Annotated in this window: 15 protein-coding genes and 4 tRNA genes; 2 read left to right on the top strand and 17 right to left on the bottom strand. The window is 37.5% G+C overall.

Translation table 11 applies throughout. The features are described 5' to 3' along the window. The 17 genes from VXM77_RS10870 to VXM77_RS10950 form a co-directional block, all read right to left on the bottom strand. Nucleotides 1–77, bottom strand: a tRNA-Pro gene (locus VXM77_RS10870). Between the two features lie 6 nt (nucleotides 78–83). Beyond that, a tRNA-Asp gene (locus VXM77_RS10875) sits at nucleotides 84–159 on the bottom strand. A gap of 10 nt (nucleotides 160–169) precedes the next feature. Continuing rightward, nucleotides 170–246 (bottom strand) — tRNA-Glu (locus tag VXM77_RS10880). 18 nt (nucleotides 247–264) lie between these two features. After that, nucleotides 265–355, bottom strand: a tRNA-Ser gene (locus VXM77_RS10885). Nucleotides 356–565: 210 nt separating this feature from the next. Next, complete coding sequence (locus VXM77_RS10890; RefSeq protein WP_161832708.1) at nucleotides 566–1,525, bottom strand: M23 family metallopeptidase; 960 nt, start codon at nucleotides 1,523–1,525, stop codon at nucleotides 566–568. A 185-nt stretch (nucleotides 1,526–1,710) separates the two neighbouring features. Continuing rightward, complete coding sequence (locus tag VXM77_RS10895; protein WP_161832709.1) at nucleotides 1,711–2,046, bottom strand: hypothetical protein; 336 nt, start codon at nucleotides 2,044–2,046, stop codon at nucleotides 1,711–1,713. A gap of 287 nt (nucleotides 2,047–2,333) precedes the next feature. Beyond that, nucleotides 2,334–2,759 carry a 3-hydroxyacyl-ACP dehydratase FabZ gene (gene fabZ, locus VXM77_RS10900; RefSeq protein WP_161832710.1) on the bottom strand — a complete coding sequence of 142 codons (426 nt, stop codon included), beginning with the start codon at nucleotides 2,757–2,759 and terminating at the stop codon, nucleotides 2,334–2,336. Between the two features lie 50 nt (nucleotides 2,760–2,809). Continuing rightward, nucleotides 2,810–4,048, bottom strand: a complete 1,239-nt coding sequence (gene fabF / locus VXM77_RS10905; RefSeq protein WP_161832711.1) for a beta-ketoacyl-ACP synthase II — start codon at nucleotides 4,046–4,048, stop codon at nucleotides 2,810–2,812. Between the two features lie 20 nt (nucleotides 4,049–4,068). Beyond that, a complete protein-coding gene (gene fabG, locus VXM77_RS10910) occupies nucleotides 4,069–4,812 on the bottom strand; it encodes a 3-oxoacyl-[acyl-carrier-protein] reductase (protein ID WP_161832712.1) in 744 nt (247 codons plus the stop codon). 12 nt (nucleotides 4,813–4,824) lie between these two features. Continuing rightward, the gene (gene fabD / locus VXM77_RS10915) at nucleotides 4,825–5,751 is read right to left on the bottom strand and encodes an ACP S-malonyltransferase (protein ID WP_161832713.1); all 927 of its coding nucleotides are present in this window, start codon (nucleotides 5,749–5,751) and stop codon (nucleotides 4,825–4,827) included. A 22-nt stretch (nucleotides 5,752–5,773) separates the two neighbouring features. Further along, a complete protein-coding gene (gene fabK, locus VXM77_RS10920) occupies nucleotides 5,774–6,703 on the bottom strand; it encodes an enoyl-[acyl-carrier-protein] reductase FabK (RefSeq protein WP_161832714.1) in 930 nt (309 codons plus the stop codon). Nucleotides 6,704–6,730: 27 nt separating this feature from the next. Beyond that, nucleotides 6,731–7,696 carry a beta-ketoacyl-ACP synthase III gene (locus VXM77_RS10925; RefSeq protein WP_161832715.1) on the bottom strand — a complete coding sequence of 322 codons (966 nt, stop codon included), beginning with the start codon at nucleotides 7,694–7,696 and terminating at the stop codon, nucleotides 6,731–6,733. Between the two features lie 26 nt (nucleotides 7,697–7,722). Further along, nucleotides 7,723–8,661: an acetyl-CoA carboxylase carboxyltransferase subunit alpha gene (locus VXM77_RS10930; RefSeq protein WP_338506346.1), complete on the bottom strand. Its 939-nt coding sequence runs from the start codon at nucleotides 8,659–8,661 to the stop codon at nucleotides 7,723–7,725. Beyond that, entirely contained in the window at nucleotides 8,662–9,504 is an 843-nt protein-coding gene (accD, locus tag VXM77_RS10935; protein ID WP_161832717.1) for an acetyl-CoA carboxylase, carboxyltransferase subunit beta, read from the bottom strand. Nucleotides 9,505–9,507: 3 nt separating this feature from the next. Then, nucleotides 9,508–10,863 (bottom strand): acetyl-CoA carboxylase biotin carboxylase subunit, encoded by a 1,356-nt coding sequence (locus VXM77_RS10940; RefSeq protein ID WP_161832718.1) that lies wholly within the window; start codon nucleotides 10,861–10,863, stop codon nucleotides 9,508–9,510. 38 nt (nucleotides 10,864–10,901) lie between these two features. Next, entirely contained in the window at nucleotides 10,902–11,408 is a 507-nt protein-coding gene (gene accB, locus VXM77_RS10945; RefSeq protein ID WP_161832719.1) for an acetyl-CoA carboxylase biotin carboxyl carrier protein, read from the bottom strand. A 129-nt stretch (nucleotides 11,409–11,537) separates the two neighbouring features. Next, nucleotides 11,538–12,605, bottom strand: a complete 1,068-nt coding sequence (locus VXM77_RS10950) for a nitronate monooxygenase family protein (protein ID WP_262953848.1) — start codon at nucleotides 12,603–12,605, stop codon at nucleotides 11,538–11,540. Between the two features lie 616 nt (nucleotides 12,606–13,221). On the opposite strand from VXM77_RS10950, the gene VXM77_RS10955 reads away from it, so the two are divergent. Both VXM77_RS10955 and VXM77_RS10960 read left to right on the top strand, forming a co-directional pair. Continuing rightward, nucleotides 13,222–13,968, top strand: a complete 747-nt coding sequence (locus VXM77_RS10955; protein WP_338506348.1) for a hypothetical protein — start codon at nucleotides 13,222–13,224, stop codon at nucleotides 13,966–13,968. Next, nucleotides 13,965–14,423 carry an N-acetyltransferase gene (locus VXM77_RS10960; RefSeq protein WP_338506349.1) on the top strand — a complete coding sequence of 153 codons (459 nt, stop codon included), beginning with the start codon at nucleotides 13,965–13,967 and terminating at the stop codon, nucleotides 14,421–14,423. The genes VXM77_RS10955 and VXM77_RS10960 overlap by 4 nt, the downstream gene beginning before the upstream one ends. Nucleotides 14,424–14,430 lie beyond the last annotated feature (7 nt).

The raw sequence follows: 14,430 nt of genomic DNA on the forward strand, positions 1-14,430 counted from the left end.
TGGTCGGGAAGACAGGATTCGAACCTGCGACCCCCTGGTCCCAAACCAGGTGCTCTACCAAGCTGAGCCACTTCCCGAATAAATGGCGGTCCAGACGGGAATCGAACCCGCGATCTCCTGCGTGACAGGCAGGCATGTTAACCGCTACACCACTGGACCTTTTATTAAATGGTGACCCGTACGGGATTCGAACCCGTGTATGCATGCGTGAAAGGCATGTGTGTTAAACCGCTTCACCAACGGGCCATACAACATTTTTTATTATGGCGGAGCAGGAGGGATTTGAACCCTCGCGCCGGTTGCCCGACCTATACCCTTAGCAGGGGCACCTCTTCAGCCACTTGAGTACTACTCCGTTTGTTTTTTTAGCTCATCCCTGAGCACACATTTATAATACCATGTCCCCCATTAAAGGTCAACACTTTTTATAAAGTTTTTTTAAAAATTTATATTTTATTAGAATAATAGCTTTTATCCCCACTTTTATTAACTCATAAACAACATTTATCCCTAGAAATATTATCTAAAAAGAGCCTCCCATATCACTATGAGAGGCCTCATTTACTTACTGTTCTTCTTTTTCCCAACGTCTTAAATGCGGATAAGGATTAAATGCCCACTCACAGCGTCCATCATATTTATATAATCCAAAGTGTAAGTGAGGTGGAAACTTCCCACTCGTCCCTTCTTTACCATATCCTGTACTTCCAACATATCCAATAACTTGCCCCGGTTCTACGATATCCCCCTCCTTCAAATCGCCTTCATAACCTTGTAAATGAGCATAGTATTGATAAGTATTATAAATATCACGAATACCTATACGATAGCCACCATAATCATTCCATCCCATTATTTCTACCACTCCATATGCAGTTGCTAAAACGGGAGTTGAATAATTTGCAAAGATGTCAATTCCCTCATGAGACCGAGCACCTCCCCAACTTCGAGCAGTACCATAATTATCTTGAAAACTATAACTATATCTTTTAGAAACTGGAAGGCATCGCTTATCTAATACGATAGTATCAAAATGTTTGAAAAGCTGTGCAATTTCTTCAATAATTTTAACCGCCTGATCCTGTTGATAATAAGAGTTCAAGGCTTCTTTAAATGTATCAAATGATCTGATGTACTCAACCATCGTATACATCACATCTTCCTCATTATTAATATCAGCAACCCCGTCCCCATTTCCGTCTTTTCCAATTCCCCCAAACAAGTTAATCGTATAACTATCATTATCATAATAGTAAGGATTTTCAGGACCAGACCATCGCTCATTTGTAATAAAAATAGAAATGGTATCATACTTCAACTTATCTGATCCCTCTTTAAATTTATATGTATTTCTTTCATATTGATCGATAGCCGCGATTTCATACCATGGAACCCCTGATGCCAATTCATAATCCTTATACATTTTTAATCGTGCTTCATGATTACTATCTTCGGCATCAACAATCAGATTCGGAATGGACACTATAACAAACAGTAACAGTGGTATTAAAAGTCTATGCTTCATATTTTCACCCATTTCCAAAATTGAATTTACTTTACTAATAAACAGAAAGGTACTAAAGTCTCCTAACAGGATCATCATTTCCTCTTTATTAATAGTCTAATAATAGTATGCCAATTTTAAAAATATCGTATGCAAGATACGCGCATCATCCTTTTACCTTTTTTATACATTTAATTGCGGTTAACTTAAATCCCCACACCGTAAATCCAAAGCTGTAAAACTAAAAAAACAAACAAAAAGAAAGAGCAAAACAAACTCCCTATAAAACCAATTTTCTCATATTTAATTTTATACAGATAGTAAAACCCTCCACTTCCTAATAATAAAACAATAAACAAATACGTGATTATTCCTATCCCTCCGCTTATTATTAACAAAAGAGTGATTATGATATTAAAAACGATTGCTAATTGTACCCAACGGTCTTTTCCTTGAAAATTTAACTTTTTAGACTGAATAAGATAGTAAAATAGTACAATAAAAATAAATACTATTAATAATAAACCATATGCTAATGACATTGTTACACCTACTTTTTTTCCATTTCCTTTATTATAGCAGGATTAAAAAGGAATAACGAATTTATAATCATTGTTTTTTTAAAATTATGTCCAAACATTAGCCTACACCTATGCGTCATAAAGAATCCATTAATAAAAGACGACTTTCAGAGTTAGTAACTTTCCCTTTTAAATAGATTCAAAAATCATTCTTATCATCAGTTACGAATACTAACTATTAAAAACTCATAAAAAAACTGTTTCAAAGCATGGACAAATCACCCGCTTTAAAACAGTTTTTTATTTTATTATCCAATCGCAAATGTTAGTTCGGCCTCTACAGCAACCTTACCATTTAAAGTTGCAATTGCTTTACCGACTCCAATACTCCCCTTCACTTTAACTAGTTCAGTTTCTAGAGTCAACACATCTCCAGGAACAACCTTTTGACGGAACTTCGCCGTTTTAATACCTGCAAAATAGGCAATTTTCCCCTTATTAGCTTCCAAACTTAAGATGGCAACTGCCCCTACTTGAGCAAGGGCCTCAATAATAAGAACCCCAGGCATCACATGTTGTTGCGGAAAATGTCCCATGAATTGCATTTCATTTGCAGAAACACATTTCGTCCCTAATGCTCTCTTACCAGGTTCTAATTCATCTATACGATCAACTAATAAAAATGGATAACGATGAGGAATAATTTCCTGAATCTGATTACTATTTAAAACCATTTAAGCACCCTCCATTTAATACATATAATATAGAAAGAAAAGTTAATCTTTTATCCGGCATATTTTTTGAAAATAACACACGCATTATGTCCACCAAATCCTAACGAATTTGATAACGCATATTCAATATCCATTTTACGTCCCTGATTTGGAACAATGTCTAAATCACATTCAGGATCAGGCTGTGAATAATTAATAGTTCCTGGAACAAAACCATCCTGTAACGATTTAACTGTAATAATGGCCTCCACTGCTCCCGCTGCCCCTAGAAGATGCCCTGTATGCCCTTTAGTTGAACTAAGCATCACATTTGTCTGATCACCAAATACCTTTTTTACTCCTAGAGTTTCTAACTTATCATTTAATGGCGTCGATGTTCCATGTGCGTTAATATAATCTATTTGATCTGCTGTAATATTTGCATCATTTAATGCCATTGTAAAACAAGCGGCAGCACCATTTGCCTCTGTATCAGGAGCTGTCATATGGAATGCATCACAACTTACACCATATCCAATAAGCTCGGCATAAATAGTTGCTCCACGTTTTTTGGCATGCTCGTATTCTTCCAAAATTAATGCTCCTGAACCTTCTCCCATAACAAACCCATTACGCTCAGCGTCAAAAGGGATAGATGCACGATTTTTATCTGTTGCTGTAGATAAGGCCTTCATTGAAGAAAATCCACCGATACCAAGCGGTGTAATTGAAGCCTCTGCACCACCCGCTAACATAATATCAGCATATCCATCACGGACATATTTAAAGGCCTCACCAATTGAATTAGTCCCAGCGGCGCATGCAGTTACAATATCTAAACAAGCTCCTTTAGCCCCTAGCATAATAGCAACATTTCCGGCAGCCAAATTTCCAATAGCCATTGGGATAAAAAATGGTGATACACGTTCATATCCCTTTTTGATTCCTTTTTCCTTTTCCGATTCAATTGTTCCAATTCCACCAATTCCCGAACTTAAAATAACTCCAAAGCGATTGGCTTCAATCTCATCCATATTAATTTTTGAATCCTCATAGGCTTGCTTAGCAGCTATTAAGGCCAGTTGGCTAAAACGATCCAATCGTTTAGCTTCTTTCTTATTAATATAATCTTCAATATTTAAATCTTTAATTTCTCCAGCTAATTTAACTTTAAAATCAGTTGTATCAAAATGAGTAATTTCATCGATTCCACAAACACCATTTTTAATATTTTCCCACATCGTATCAACATCATTACCAACGGGACAAACAGTTCCTAATCCTGTCACTACAACCCTACGCTTATTCACAGTCATTACACCCTCTTTCATTAAATAGCCATTCCACCGTCTACAACTAAGACTTGCCCTGTAATATATCGTGCCTCATCACTTACTAAAAAGGCCACGGCATTTGCAATATCCTCTACTTCTCCAAGTTGACCTAACGGGATATTTTCCAAAACTTTTTCAGTAACATCATCTGATAGTTTAGCTGTCATATCCGATTTAATATAGCCTGGAGCGATCGCATTTACTCGAATTTTACGTGATGCAAACTCTTTCGCTAATGATTTAGTCAATCCAATAACTCCAGCTTTTGAGGCTGCATAGTTTGCTTGTCCAATGTTTCCATTCATTCCAACAACAGACGATAGATTAATAATAACTCCCTCTCGCTGTTTTAAGATAGGGCGTGTCACACTTTTACAAACATTCCACGTTCCTTTTAAATTAACATCTATTACAGAATCAAAAGATTGTTGATCCATTCTCATCATTAAATTGTCCGCCGTAATCCCTGCGTTATTAATAATAATATCGAGATGTCCAAAATCTTTGATAATTTGCTTAGTCATGACCTCTACCTCGTCATAATTAGCCACATTAGCCTGATAAATTTTAGCATCTACACCTAACGATTGAATACGAGCTAATGTTTCTTCTGCTTTGTTAACATTCCCCGCGTAATTAATAGCCACATGGCATCCTAGTGATGCCAACTTTAACGCAATAGCGGCCCCAATTCCACGTGATCCTCCCGTTACTAGAGCTACTTTCCCTTGTAGTTTCATTTAAAATTCCTCCTATGCGCTCAATTCATTTAATGTTTTTTGTAATGAATCCATATCTTCAACGTTTAAGACTTTAGCCTGACGATTAATTTTTTTCACGAAACCGCTTAATGTCTTTCCGGGACCAATTTCAATAAAAGTATCCACTCCCGCATCCATCATTTGACAAATACTTTTTTCCCACTCAACACTCGTCGCCATTTGAGAAACCATTAACTCCCTTAAGTCTCTATCTGAACGATAGTAATCCCCGAGTACATTTAGAACAAGTGGAATCTGAGGCTCATTTATCTCTTTAGACTCTAAAAGTTCACCAAAATCTTTTGCCGTCTCTTGTAATAAAGAGGTATGGAAAGGACCACTGACCGGTAAAACAATGGCTCGTTTTGCTCCATAATTTTTGGCAATTTCACAGGCATAGTCAATTGCTTCTACCGTTCCACCAATCACAATTTGTCCTGGACAATTTAAATTAGCGACTTCAACAATTCCTTTATCTGATGCCTCCTGACAAAGAGCCTCTGCCTTTTCTTTATCTAGTCCAAGTATAGCTGCCATTTTTCCATTCGTAACTGCTCCCATTAAAGCTCCACGATCTGCAACTAATGAAACACCTGCATTAAAATCAAACACTCCTGCTGCACAAAGGGCTGAGTATTCCCCTAAACTAAATCCCGCTAAAACGTCTGGTTTAACCCCCGCCTCTTCTAATAATGATAATGCCATTTGAGAAACAACGAAAATAGCGGGTTGTGTATAAGTCGTTTCATTTAATCTTTTTTCCGCATCTTCAAAACATAATTCCTTTATGTTAAAGGGTAAGATTTCGTTCGCTTTATCCATTAATTGACGCGCTCTCTCATTAGATTCATAAAAAGATTTACCCATTCCAGCATATTGTGATCCCTGACCAGAAAATAAAAATGCGATTTTCGCCATAATATGATTGCCCCTTTCTCTCTTAGCTGACTTTTAAATCTTCCATAACCTTTGATGCATGGTTATAAATATCCTCAATAATTTCAGACACTGTTTGTACTTTTGAAAGCATTCCGGCCACTTGTCCAACCATAACCGAACCACCTTTAACATCCCCATCAAGAACAGCCTTACGTAATGATCCTAATGTTAAATACTCAAGTTCCTCAGCAGAAACTCCTTTTTTCTCAAGAGCCACGTATTCTCTAGTCATTGGATTTTTCAAACAACGAACAGGGACTCCAACACTTCGTCCCGTAACAACTGTATCCGTATCCTTCGCCTTTAAAATAGCCTGTTTATAGTTCTCATGAACCGGACATTCCTTTGCTGTTAAGAACCTTGTTCCAATTTGAACACCACAAGCTCCTAGAGCCATCGCCGCCACCATTCCGCGACCATCGGCAATTCCACCTGCCGCAATAACCGGTAAATCAACGGCATCAACTACTTGAGGTAAAAGGGCCATCGTTGTTAGCTCACCTACATGTCCGCCCGATTCTGTTCCTTCAGCAATAATAGCATCTACACCTAATCGCGCAACACGCTTTGCAAGAGCCACCGAAGGCACGACAGGAATAATTTTGATTCCAGCTGCTTTAAACATCTCGATATATGGACCGGGGCTTCCAGCACCCGTAGTAACAACTTTAACTCCCTCTTCTACAATAACTTTAGCCAGCTCATCACAATGTGGGTTCATTAACATTAAATTAACCCCAAATGGCTTATCTGTTAACTTCTTGCATTTTACAATCTCATCTCTTAATCGATTGGCATCCCAGCCACCAGAACCAATAATACCTAATCCGCCTGCATTAGAAACTGCTGCTGCTAGCTCCGCTAAAGAAATATTCGCCATTCCTCCTTGAATAATTGGATATTTAATATTTAATAAAGTTGTCAAAGACATCTTTTTATCCTCCCTTATGTTCATATTTTAAATAGAGACGATGCATCCGCCCCATGTTAATCCCCCACCGAATCCTATTAGCATGACACGATCCCCAGATTTAACTATCTGTTTATTCATTGCTTCATTTAATGCAATTGGGATACTCGCTGCCGATGTGTTTCCATATTCGGAGACATTTAAAAAGAATTGCTCAGATGACGCGCTTAAATCTTTAACAACTTTATCAATAATCCTTTTATTAGCCTGATGTGGGATAATTAAATCAATATCTTCTAATGTTAGTTGATTTTCCTTTAATAATTTTTCAATAGTTTCTTTAATCGCTGTTACGGCAAATTTAAAGACTGCCGCACCATGCATATGAAAAGAAATAGGTGTTATCTCCGTTTGATAAAGCGGATTGTTAACAGGAAATTTACTTGTACCTAGTACACCTTCTTCGTCACCCTTACAATTTAAATAAAAGCTTGGCGACGGCGTACCATCATACTCAATAACAGCCGCACCTGCACCATCACCAAATAATACGCAGGTTGAACGATCATTCCAATCCATAATTTTCGATAAAACTTCTGCACCAATCACTAAAGCTTTCTTGATTGGATTAGCTTTTAAAAATTGTTCCGCAGTTACAAGTGCGTATACAAAACCGGTACAGGCAGCATTCATATCAAATGCAATAACAGGTTGACTAATACCTAACCTTGCCTGAATTAGACATGCTGTTGACGGTGTTAATTGCTCAGGAGTAAATGTGGCAACAATAATTAAACCAATCTCATCAAAATCAATAGCCGCAGATTCAATCGCACCTTTGGCTGCACCATAAGCTAGATCCGTTGTATCTTCGGTTGTAGCAATATAACGATTCGATATCCCGGTTCGTGTAAAAATCCATTCGTCCGTTGTATCCACAATGGACTCTATCTGCTTATTACTTAATTTAGCAGCGGGAACGCAATATCCACTCCCTAAAATCTTAATCCCCACTCAGTTCACCTCTGCTTTCTTAAATGCTAACGATTAAGGGAATCGTATTCCCCAATCAATCTATATTTTTTATAACGTTTATTTAACAATTGTCTTGTTGTCATTTTTTTCACCTGTGAAAGGTACCTATTGAGTTGTTCTTTTAATTGGTCAAATACGTATTGTGGAAATTGATGGGCCCCACCAATAGGTTCTTTTATAATTTTCTCAATAATTCCTCGATCTAAGTATTCCTTAGCTGTTAGTTTCATCACCTCGGCCGCTTCCTGCGCGCGTGATCCATCCTTATATAAAATAGAGGCGAATCCCTCTGGGGATAAAATAGAGTAAATCGCATACTCTAACATCCAAATTTCATCGCTAACTCCCAAGGCTAAAGCCCCACCACTTCCACCTTCACCAATAACAATTGATAAAGTTGGAACCGTTAAATTTGACATCTCACGTAAGCACTCTGCAATAGCATGACCTTGCCCACGTTCCTCGGCCTCGGGTCCCGGATAGGCCCCTGGTGTATCAATAAAAGTGATAATCGGACGATTAAATTTTTCAGCCTGTTTCATCAAACGTAATGCCTTTCTATATCCCTCAGGATGAGGCATTCCAAAATTACACTTAATATTTTCAGCTGTTGTACATCCTTTTTGGTGGGCAATAACAGTGACTGCTTGATTCCCTAACTTTGCAATTCCCCCAATAATCGCTTCATCATCACGATATAACCGATCACCATGTAACTCAATAAAAGAATCAAAAATATATTCTATGTAATCACGTGCCTTAGGACGTTTGGAGTGACGGGCTAATGTAACATGATCCCATGCTGTTAGATGTTGATAGGCGCGTTTTTTATAACGATTTAATTGTTGCTGTAGTTCCTCTATCTCCTCCTGATCGTCTAATGAAATTTCATTTAATTTCATTTCAATCTCAGAAATCTTTACTTCTAAATCAAGAATAGACATCTAACATTCACTCCCTTCGTGCAATTCAATTAACATTGCAAGTTTATCTCTTAACTCATATCGACTAACAACTAAATCCACTAGTCCTTTTTCCTGTAAAAATTCAGCTGTTTGAAAATGATCAGGAAGTTTTTGTTTAATCGTCTGTTCAACAACACGACGCCCCGCAAATCCAACAGAGGCACCCTTTTCTGCAATGATAATATCTCCTAAAGTAGCAAATGAGGCAGTAACTCCACCCATCGTTGGATGGGTCAAAACACTAATATATAACAAGCCTGCTTGGTTATGTTTAGCAAGTGCCGCCGATGTTTTAGCCATCTGCATAAGGGAATAAATTCCCTCCTGCATCCGCGCACCACCCGATGTACACACCATAATAAGTGGAATTTTACGTGAAGTAGAGACCTCGATTAAACGCGTAATCTTTTCACCAACGACTGAGCCCATACTTGCCATTAAAAAATGGCTGTCCATAATACCGATAGCAACGCTGTATCCGGCAATTTTACCAATTCCGGTCACTACTGCTTCATTTAATTGAGTTTTCTCCATTAATCCTTCGATTTTTTTCTCATATCCTGGAAAGGATAACGGATTAAGCGTATGTAAGCGACGATTTATTTCTTTGAAACTTCCCGGATCAATCAGACTATCCAACCGTTGTTGTGCCGTCATCCGATGATGAAATCCACAACTTGGACAAACTCCTAAATTAGTGTTTAATTGTCTAACCGATACAACCTCTTTACATGATTCACATTTTGTATAAACTCCCTCGTTGATATCTCGTTTAGGAGTTGATGATTTTAACTTCTTCTGCCGTTGTAGAAAAAATCCCATTTATTATCCCACCTCCAATTCACGCATATGTTGTTGAATAAAACTCGTATCATAATCATTACTAATAAAATCTGGATGATCCATAATTGCATATTGGAAATCAATATTTGTATCAATCCCCGTTACTACCAATTCCTCTAATGAACGCTTCATTTTTGCCACAGCCTCATCACGGTTCTCCCCGTGAACAATTAACTTTCCAACCATTGAATCATAAAATGGAGGAATTTCATATCCTTGATAAACAGCCGTGTCAACACGTACACCAAATCCACTCGGTAGATTTAAAACCTCTATTGTCCCCGGAGAAGGTTTGAAATTTTGATGCGGATTTTCAGCGTTAATTCTACATTCCATGGCATGCCCTTGAATCTTAATCTCATCCTGTGTAAAAGATAACGGTAAATTAGAAGCAATTTTAATCTGTTCTTTAATTAAGTCAATTCCCGTGATCATCTCTGTAATCGGATGCTCAACTTGAATTCGTGTATTCATCTCAATAAAGTAAAACTGATGATGCTTATCTAATAAAAATTCAATGGTTCCCGCATTTTCATAGCCAACCGTTTTTGCAGCAAGGACCGCCATCTCTCCCATCCGCTGACGAGTCTTTTGGTCTAAAACAGGAGACGGTGCTTCTTCAATAACTTTTTGATTACGTCGTTGTACTGAACAATCGCGATCATATAAATGAACGACATTTCCATATTGGTCAGCTAAAATTTGAAATTCGATATGTCTTGGATTCTCAATAAACTTCTCCATATACATCGAATCATCCCCAAATGCCATCTTGGCTTCTAACTTAGCCGTTTGAAATAGCTCTTCAAATTCAGAATCATCACGAATAATACGCATCCCACGTCCTCCGCCGCCGGCAGAGGCTTTGACTAACACAGGATAACCGATTCGATTTGCAATTGCTTTCCCCTCTTCAACAGTTTCAATTAATCCATCTGAGCCCGGTACAACCGGTACGCCTGATTGAATCATCATCTCACGTGCTTTAGCCTTATTCCCCATCTGATCAATGACAGTCCCTTTAGGACCGATAAATTTAAGACCTAACTCCTCTGTTAATGTTGCAAAGGTACTATTTTCGGATAGGAATCCAAATCCCGGATGAATAGCATCGCACCCTGTAGCAACAGCAGCACTCAAAATATTATTCATATTTAAATAACTATCCTGAATTTTAGTAGGTCCTACACAAATCGCCTCGTCAGCTAAATCAACATGTAATCCCCGATCATCTGCCGTTGAGTAAATTGCTACGGTTTCAATCCCCATTTCCTTACATGCTCGAATAATTCGAACCGCAATTTCTCCACGATTCGCAATTAATATCTTGTGTAACATTTTTACACCTCACCTTTTTCACCAAAAACTTAATCATTCTATTCAATACGCATTAATACTTGATTGAATCCAATAGCCTCTTCATTCTCAACCATAATGTCCTTCACAACCCCATCATAAGGCGATTCAATCTCATTCATGACTTTCATTGCCTCAACAATGCATAAAACCTGTCCCTTTTTAACGGTATCACCGACAGAAACAAATGGTTTCCCACCAGGTTCATTAGAACTATAGAACGTTCCTACTAATGGCGCCTTCACTTCTTTAAGGTTATTCGTCGAAGAAACTTCAACCCCCTCATTATTAACCGAAACAATCTGTGTTTGTGTCACTGGAACAACTTCCGTCACCGAAGGTTGAACCGATGAAATTGTCTGAATAATCTCCTTAACCTCTCTTTGAAGTGAAACTTTAAACCCCTCAACTTCTACCTTTAACTGTGTCATATCACTATTTGAAAATCGATCCATTAACTGTAAGACATTATCCATATAATCAGTCGTTACGTCATTACGATCTAATTCTTTCACTGATTGACTCATCTCTATTCCTCCTTTGTTCCAAAATCAAATATTAACCTTTTCAAATATTTTGAAGTTCAAATATATTATTTAATATAAAGGACAGTTAGATATCTGTCAACCCTAGAGGGCTATTCTTTTACTTTTTTATTAGGCAGATAAGAGTTCCTGCTTTAAAGTTTGCATCAGATCATCGACAGTCGTTAACTCATTGACTCGATAGGCATTTGACCCACAAAAAAGTAATGCTTCATCTACCTCACCACGCACCGCATGTAATAAGGCTTTACTAATACAATAAATGGTCGTCGCCGGATTACACGGTTTTACGCAGTTATAACATTTTCTAATTTTTTCACGTTTAATTCCGTACCTTTGACTAAATGGATTTAAAATTGCTCGTCCTGGCATTCCAACCGGACTTTTTACTAAAATAATATCTTCCTTTTTTGAATTGATAATGGCGTTTTTGAAATTTATATGCGCATCACATTCTTCTGTTGCAATAAATCGAGTTGCCATTTGAACACCAGCGGCTCCTAATTTTAAATAATGAGCAATATCATTTCCGTCAAAAACTCCCCCTGCAACAATAACTGGAATCTCCTTCTGATACTTTTGCGCATAATCATTTGAAATTTCGATAACATCTTTAACAATTTGATCTAGATCGATAGTATCCTTCTCAATATCCTCTAATTTGAACCCTAAGTGTCCCCCAGCCTTAGGGCCCTCTATCACTATCATATCCGGTGCAACTTGGTATTTACGGTCATAATTTTTAAGTAACGCTTTGGCAGCACGGGCACTTGAAACGATAGGTGCAAACATTGTATCAGACCCTTTTAGCAACCCTGGTAAAGTAAGCGGTAATCCAGCCCCCGAAATAATAATATCAACTCCCGCATCAACAGCAGCTTGTACATGTTCCTCGTAGTTTTCCATCGCAACCATCAGATTAATTCCAATCATCTTCCCATTGGTTGCTTCCTTTGCCTTTTTAATATGTTTTTTAACGGCTCTTAGATTTGCTTGTAACGTGTTCGTCTCAAAATCAGGTTCATCATGGCCAATTTGTGCACCTGATAGGACACCTAGCCCACCGCTATTTGAGACAGCCGCCGCTAAATTTGAGCGCGAAATTCCGATTCCCATTCCACCTTGAACGATTGGAAGATCCAATTCGAATTTTCCAATTTTTAATGATTTAAATTCCATTTTATCCACCACCTATAATTATGTAGTATTTAAAACTATATAATAGGTTTAAATACTCTATTTATTAACTATGGTGGAATTATAGCACATCTCTTTTCTAAAAGGAGATTATTTTTTTGAATTTCAAAGTTTTTTTACATTATCTCGTGAAAATAGGAAACATTTATTTCTCTATCTCACCCATTAACTATATGTTTAGCGTCTTTTTTTTTGAACATTAGGCCTTATTTTTAGCAAATACCTCCCTAATCAAAGGAGAAAAAAACTCACCAAAACCGCTTTTTAAGTAGAAGAAATTAAAATTTACACGAATACCGTATAAATAACGTCTTCACAGAAATGTAGCCGCTCGTTCCAACTTATCCCCCCTCTTTCGGCACTATGATTTAAAAACTGTTTATCACCACAATCGAATCTCCACTCAGTATGGCTAGCTTCTATTATTAAAAAGCTGTAATATATAAGTAGACGACGGTTACTACGGAAGATTTCACATCATTAACGATTTAAAAAAGCCTAAAAGGAAGTATTACCTATCACAAGGGTGGAATCCTAATGAAGATATTCATTACTAAATCACTTCATTGATGAACGAAAGAAATGGAGGTCTATTCACATGAAACAATTTCTTCAAAACTACGTGCCCGCTATTAAACAATTGCCCTTGAAAAAAAAATACACAAAAGAGGAATTACTCACACGTGATTTTCTAATTGAAGAAGGAAATGGTGTTCAAATTTATTACGCTCCTCACAATGAATATATCAATCCCCACGCTAAAATTTTTATTGTAGGTATTACACCGGGGTTCGAGCAAATGAACACGGCTATTAGCACAGCCCGCTCCTGTCTCGAAACAGGATGTTCACTTGAGGAAATAAAATATCAATGTAAAGTTCAGGCAAGGTTTAGTGGGGCACTACGTAAAAACCTATTAGACTTACTTCGCCAATTAAAACTAAATGAATTTCTCCACATCGACGATGTGGAGGAACTCTTCACAACTCACGATGAATTACTCCACACCCTGTCCCTCATTCCCTACCCTGTATTTGTAAAAGGAAAAAATTATACCGGGCATCAACCTAAATTATTAAAAACCCCCATTTTACTCAAATATATCGAACACTACTTTGTGGATGAACTATCAAATCTCCATAATGTACTCATTATTCCGTTAGGAAAAGGCGTGGAGGAAGCTTTGTTATACCTAGCAAATCACCAGATGATAAATGAAAAGCAAATCCTCCGGGGGTTTCCCCATCCATCTGGGGCCAATGCCCACCGCTTTAAACAATTAGAAGATAATAAACCTTACATGATGAAGCAGTTAAACGACTATTTTCTAGGAGGTAATAAATGACAATAATAAGAAAAATGGGAGATTCGGATATTGATTCGATAATGGATATTTGGTTTCAAAGTACGGTAGATGCCCATCCCTTTATTGATCTTCACTATTGGGAAAAAAGTTATGAAGTTGTGAAGCGGGAATATCTTCCACAATCAAAAACTTTAGTGTTTGAAGAAGGCGGAGTCATCAAAGGATTTATTAGCCTTATAGAGGAAGCTTTTATTGGTGCACTCTTTATCTTGCCTCGCTATCAACATCAAGGAATTGGCAAAAAACTATTAGAAGCTGTTTTTCGGCACCAATCAGAACTTACCCTAGCTGTCTATGAAGAGAGCAAAAATGCCGTCCTGTTTTATAAAAAAATGGGATTTCAAATCATCGATCGTCAACTGAATGTAGATTCAGGTAAAGCTGAATACATCATGAAAAAAAAGGGTCTTAATGTAGTGAACCCCAAAAGTTGAACTTAAT

Source organism: Turicibacter sp. KK003, assembly GCF_037014675.1.
Classification (GTDB): domain Bacteria; phylum Bacillota_I; class Bacilli_A; order MOL361; family Turicibacteraceae; genus Turicibacter; species Turicibacter faecis.

What these genes read in the sequence shown, in the direction of transcription:
- VXM77_RS10890 (WP_161832708.1), bottom strand. Translation starts at nt 1,525, where the DNA reads ATGAAGCATAGACTTTTAATACCACTGTTACTGTTTGTTATAGTGTCC.
- VXM77_RS10895 (WP_161832709.1), bottom strand. Translation starts at nt 2,046, where the DNA reads ATGTCATTAGCATATGGTTTATTATTAATAGTATTTATTTTTATTGTA.
- fabZ (WP_161832710.1), bottom strand. Translation starts at nt 2,759, where the DNA reads ATGGTTTTAAATAGTAATCAGATTCAGGAAATTATTCCTCATCGTTAT.
- fabG (WP_161832712.1), bottom strand. Translation starts at nt 4,812, where the DNA reads ATGAAACTACAAGGGAAAGTAGCTCTAGTAACGGGAGGATCACGTGGA.
- fabD (WP_161832713.1), bottom strand. Translation starts at nt 5,751, where the DNA reads ATGGCGAAAATCGCATTTTTATTTTCTGGTCAGGGATCACAATATGCT.
- fabK (WP_161832714.1), bottom strand. Translation starts at nt 6,703, where the DNA reads ATGTCTTTGACAACTTTATTAAATATTAAATATCCAATTATTCAAGGA.
- VXM77_RS10930 (WP_338506346.1), bottom strand. Translation starts at nt 8,661, where the DNA reads ATGTCTATTCTTGATTTAGAAGTAAAGATTTCTGAGATTGAAATGAAA.
- accD (WP_161832717.1), bottom strand. Translation starts at nt 9,504, where the DNA reads ATGGGATTTTTTCTACAACGGCAGAAGAAGTTAAAATCATCAACTCCT.
- VXM77_RS10940 (WP_161832718.1), bottom strand. Translation starts at nt 10,863, where the DNA reads ATGTTACACAAGATATTAATTGCGAATCGTGGAGAAATTGCGGTTCGA.
- accB (WP_161832719.1), bottom strand. Translation starts at nt 11,408, where the DNA reads ATGAGTCAATCAGTGAAAGAATTAGATCGTAATGACGTAACGACTGAT.
- VXM77_RS10950 (WP_262953848.1), bottom strand. Translation starts at nt 12,605, where the DNA reads ATGGAATTTAAATCATTAAAAATTGGAAAATTCGAATTGGATCTTCCA.
- VXM77_RS10955 (WP_338506348.1), top strand. Translation starts at nt 13,222, where the DNA reads ATGAAACAATTTCTTCAAAACTACGTGCCCGCTATTAAACAATTGCCC.
- VXM77_RS10960 (WP_338506349.1), top strand. Translation starts at nt 13,965, where the DNA reads ATGACAATAATAAGAAAAATGGGAGATTCGGATATTGATTCGATAATG.